The organism is Thiocapsa sp., from assembly GCF_011390875.1.
In the GTDB taxonomy this organism is placed as follows: domain Bacteria; phylum Pseudomonadota; class Gammaproteobacteria; order Chromatiales; family Chromatiaceae; genus Thiocapsa.
Genome location: NZ_JAABRP010000285.1, coordinates 1 through 4602, shown reverse-complemented (window position 1 = coordinate 4602; position 4602 = coordinate 1). Strand labels below are relative to the sequence as shown.

The following is a 4602-nucleotide window of genomic DNA, read 5'->3' as shown; positions in this document are numbered from 1 at the left end:
GCGTGGACCGGCGGGTTGGCGTCGTCGAAACCCCACTCGTACGCCGGAATTTGGCCGTTCGGGTGCAGATAGCGATCCGAGAGCATCAGCTCGATCTGATGCTTCGCGAAGTCGACATCCAGCAGGGCCAGGGCCGGGCAGTGATAGGCCAGGTCCCAAGCGGCGAACCAGGGATATTCCCAGGCATCGGGCATGGAGATGATGTCGTGCGCCTTGAGATGGCGCCAATGGCGGTTGCGTCCCTGCCGGCGGGATTCGGGTGGCGGGAGCTGATCGCCGCTGAGCCAGCGTTCGACGTCGTAGTGATAGAACTGCTGGGTCCAGACCATGCCGGCGAGGGCTTGGCGGAGGATGCGGTGGTCCGTCGCGCTCGCCTCGGGCAGGAGATCGTCGTAGAAGACGGTGGTCTCGGACTGGCGGATGGAGAGCGTGCGCTCGCTGCGCGCGAAGGGTTGGGTGAGCGGCTCGGCGCTGAGCACCAGATCGACCATGGCGTGCTGTTGCGGGCCGACGGTCCAATGGCTCCAGGCCGCGCATTTGGTCCCGATGAGCGCCGGATTGACCGCTGCCGTGTCGCCCTGAACCACGCGACGGTGGAAGGCGTCCTTGACGTAGGGAGACGGGTTGGGGCTGCCCCAGAGCAGCTCTGCGTTGGAGAGGTTCTCGGTGAAGAGTAGCGCCGCGGGATAGGTGCCGTAGAGGTGATAGGTGCCGAGCGTCGGATGCTCCGCCTCGACCGCCCAAGCGGCGCCGTCCGGGGCGGTTGCCGCCCGCAGCACCGGAGGCTCTGCGCCCTCGTCCCATGACCAGGTGTTGCGGAACCAGAGGGTCGGCAAGAGATGGATCTCCGCGGCATCCGGGCCGCGGTTCTTCAGATAGATCCGGATATGGATCTCGCTCGGCCCGGCCTTCGCGTAGAAGACGTCGACGTCCCAATAGCGCTGCGCATCGAAGCAGCCGGTGTCGGTGAGCAGGTAGGGCGGATCCTCGCGAGAGCGCCGGGCGTTCTCCTCGATCAGCGCGCGGTAGGGGAAGGGCGCCTGCGGATACTTGTAGAGATAGCGCAGATAGCTCGCCGTGGGCAGGGCGTCGCGATAGAACCAGCACTCCTTCACATCCTCGCCGCGATTGCCCTGCGGTCCGGTGAGCCCGAAGGCGCGCTCCTTCAGGAAGGGGTCGCGTGCGTTCCAGAGTGCGAGCGCAAAGCAGAGTCGCTGCTCGCGATCGCAGATGCCGCCGAGCCCGTCCTCGTTCCAGCGATAGACGCGCGAGCGGGCCTGCTCATGCGTGAAGTGGTCCCAGGCATTGCCGTCGGCGCTGTAATCCTCGCGCACCGTTCCCCAAGCGCGCTCGGCGAGATAGGGCCCCCAGAGACGCCAGTCGGCGGCTCCGCGGCGTGCCTCTTCCAGACGTTCGCGCTCGGCGTTGCTCGGGCCTTCGCTCACGTGAGTCTCCTGAGGCAAGAACGATTCAAAAACAACCGAAACACGTAGGATGGGTAGAGCGAAGCGAAACCCATCCAGCTCGCGCCAAGGGCATCAGACCGAGACCCGGCAACGCGGCGGTTTGGAGGATGGGTTTCGCTGACGCTCTACCCATCCTACGCGTTCATCAAGGTCTTCACCTTTTTTCTGAACCGTCACTTAGTGATTTACCCTATTGCGACCCGGATGCGTTCCAGCTGCGTCCAGGCATCCAGGATACAGGCGACCGACCAAGCTTGCGCGGGGCAGCCGCGCGGATGGTGCGGCGGGTCGCCGTCGAAGATCTCGCTCACGGTCCCCAGTCCGGCGTCGCGAAGATGATCGGCGATCGGGGCGAGCCGTGCTTGGGCCGCCGCCGCATTTCCGGTCACCCGGTATTCCGCGAGGGCATAGTGTCCCAGCAGCCAGGCCCAAACCGTGCCCTGATGGTAGGCCGCATCGCGACTCCAGACATCTCCTTCATAACGACCCCGATAGTCGGGGTCTTCTTGCGCCAAGGTGCGCAGGCCGAAGGGACAGAGTAGATGACGCGCGCAGACCTCGACGACCGAGGCTTGGGCGGGCGTGTCGAGGGGCGAGTGTGTCAGGCTGACCGCGAAGATCTGATTCGGGCGAATGCGCGCGCCTTCGCCATCCGAGCCTTCCGGGCCGTCGAGGACATCGTAGAGGCCCGAGCCATCCGGGCGCACGAATCGGGCAAAACCCGCCCGCGCTCGATCCGCTGCGCTGCGGTAGCGCTGCGAATCGCGACCCAGACGCTCGGCGAAATCGGCCATCACTCGCAGCCCGTGATACCAGAGCGCATTGATCTCCACCGGCTTGCCGATCCTCGGCGTCACCACCCAATCGCCGACCTTCGCATCCATCCAGGTGAGCTGTACACCCGGCTCGCCGGCATGGATTAGGCCATCCGCCGGGTCCAGGCCGATCCCGTAGCGGGTGCCCTCGCGGTAGTGCGTGACGATCGACGCCAGGATCGGAAACACCCGGGCGAGCGCGCTGAGGTCATCGGATGCCGCGATGTAGGCGTGCCAGGCGTCGATGTACCAGAGTGCGGCATCGACCGTGTTGTAGACGGGCGTTTCGCCGGCACCGGGGAAGCGGTTCGGCAGCATGCCGAGGTCGACGAATCCGGCGAAGGTCTCCAGGATGCGCTTGGCGATCTCGGGTCGACCGGTCGCGAGTGTGAGTCCGGGCAGGGCGATCATGGTGTCGCGACCCCAGTCGCCGAACCAGGGGTAGCCGGCGATGACGGACATGCCTTTGGTCTGCGGTTGCCGAGCGGGCAGGGCGCCGATCGGCCGCTCGATCAGGAAGCTCTCGGCTGCGAGGATGAGTTGATCTGTCCACGCCGGGACGTCCGGGAGCTGGTTGTGATGTGTCCGTGCGGTCTGAAGGAGCGCGCGATCGTGCTGCCGGAAGCGCTCCAACGCCTGCTCGGGATTCGGCACCGGGGCGGTCTTGGCGTCGAGTGCGACCGTCGCCAACACACCGCACCATGCGGTTGTGCTCAGGGACAGCTCGGCGAAACCGACTCGCAAGAGGTCTTGCTGATCCGGCAGCCCGCGTTCGTGCTCGATCGGCAAGGCGAAGTGTTCCATCCAGGCGCGGTCGATCCCCATGTGTCCGCCGACGGCGATCAGGTCAATGTCGTGTCCGTCGGCGCATCTGGCCGTCACGCGCGTGTCGCCGTCGATGGTCAGGATCGGATCGAAGTCGCCTTTGTGTCCGATGTGGTGATGGTCGTGATCGGCGAGCAGCAGGGCGATGCGCACGCGCGGCGAGGCGCCCGGACGACCTCTCAAGAGCCGAAAAACCGACCAAACGCTGTCCTCGCCCCGCGGCATCCAAATGCGGTGCTCGACCAAGAGATCGCCGCAGGCCCAATTCCATACCGGCATGCGCCCGTCGAGACGAAAGGAGTCGATCAGGCCATGGCCGTCCGGCTCGACACAGCCGTCGGCCCAGCGGTTGGTGAAGAGGGGCCACTGCCGCTCCCCGTCGATCAGGGTCGCGTCGAGCTTGGCGACCTGCAGGCGGCGGCCGAGCGGCGGATCGATCGTTGCGGTCAGGAGGCCGTGATAGCCGCGGGTCAGGCTGCCGGCGACCGTGCCCGCGGCGTAGCCTCCGCGGCCGTTGGCGATCCACCACTCGCGACGTTCGGCCTGGTTCAGGTCAGCTGCTGGTGTGGTCATGGACGAACACTCGGACCGGTCGATAGGTGACGATTCAGAAACGAGATGAACACCTTGATGAACCGGTAGGATGGGTAGAGCGTCAGCGAAACCCATCCTCCAAACCGCCGCGTTGCCGGGTTTCGGTCTGATGCGCTTGGCGCGGGCTGGATGGGTTTCGCTTTGCTCTACCCATCCTACGTGTTCCGGTTGTTTTTGAATCGTGCCTAGGGTTGTCGAAGGAGTGCAAATCCGGCACGCGAGTCCACAGTTGCAAGCATGATTCCCCGCCATCTTGCGACACCTCTCGAGCATCGCCTCAACCGGTTTCCGGCTGTCGCCTTGCTCGGTCCTCGTCAGGTCGGAAAGACGACCTTGGCCGAGTCGTGCCGCGCGGCCGACGGTGCACTCTACCTGGATCTGGAGAATCCGTCCGATCTCGACAAGCTGTCGGATCCTCGCGGTTACCTAGAGGGGTGTCGCGGTCGTCTCACGATCATCGACGAGCGAACGTCAAGAAGCGCCTCGTCAAATCGCCGAAGGTGTACGTGCGCGACAGCGGGCTCGACGAGCTGCCCGGCAATCGCCTCTGGGCTGTCGCGATCATAAGGCGATAAGGCGGCCTCGCGCTCGACGTCCCGATGTTTCAATCACGGCCAACGCGCGTGGGTCAAAGATGTAGCGCTCGGATCGCGTCGGAATCGACGATGTGCAGATGCATCCGATCGTCGCCCTTGTCGCACGCGGCGGCAAAGGCATCTCTTATCCCATCCGCATCCGTAGTCGAGAGTCCATCCAAGCCGATCACCAACCTGAACCGATTCATCCTCGCGCCATCGCGGTCGATCCGTCCCGACAGGGTCCACGTCTGAATGTCGCGATTCACGTCGTCAACCGACACCCCTTCGACCAAATAGAACAGCAGTCGACCGCCGATCGCGATC

The 4602-nt window shown here is 65.0% G+C and carries 3 protein-coding genes and 1 pseudogene; 1 reads left to right on the top strand and 3 read right to left on the bottom strand.

Annotated features, from left to right (window positions below):
• A pseudogene (locus GPT33_RS17120) lies at positions 1–1445 on the bottom strand (glucosidase); the annotation flags it as partial.
• Between the two features lie 206 nt (positions 1446–1651).
• Positions 1652–3679: an amylo-alpha-1,6-glucosidase gene (locus GPT33_RS17115; RefSeq protein WP_296811387.1), complete on the bottom strand. Its 2028-nt coding sequence runs from the start codon at positions 3677–3679 to the stop codon at positions 1652–1654.
• Between the two features lie 258 nt (positions 3680–3937).
• Here GPT33_RS17115 and GPT33_RS18935 point away from each other — a divergent pair, with 258 nt between their 5' ends.
• Positions 3938–4267, top strand: a complete 330-nt coding sequence (locus tag GPT33_RS18935; protein WP_363929472.1) for an AAA family ATPase — start codon at positions 3938–3940, stop codon at positions 4265–4267.
• Positions 4268–4328: 61 nt separating this feature from the next.
• Here the strand turns inward: GPT33_RS18935 and GPT33_RS17110 are convergent.
• On the bottom strand, positions 4329–4602 hold a 274-nt coding region (locus GPT33_RS17110), incomplete at its 5' end, for a hypothetical protein (RefSeq protein WP_296811385.1).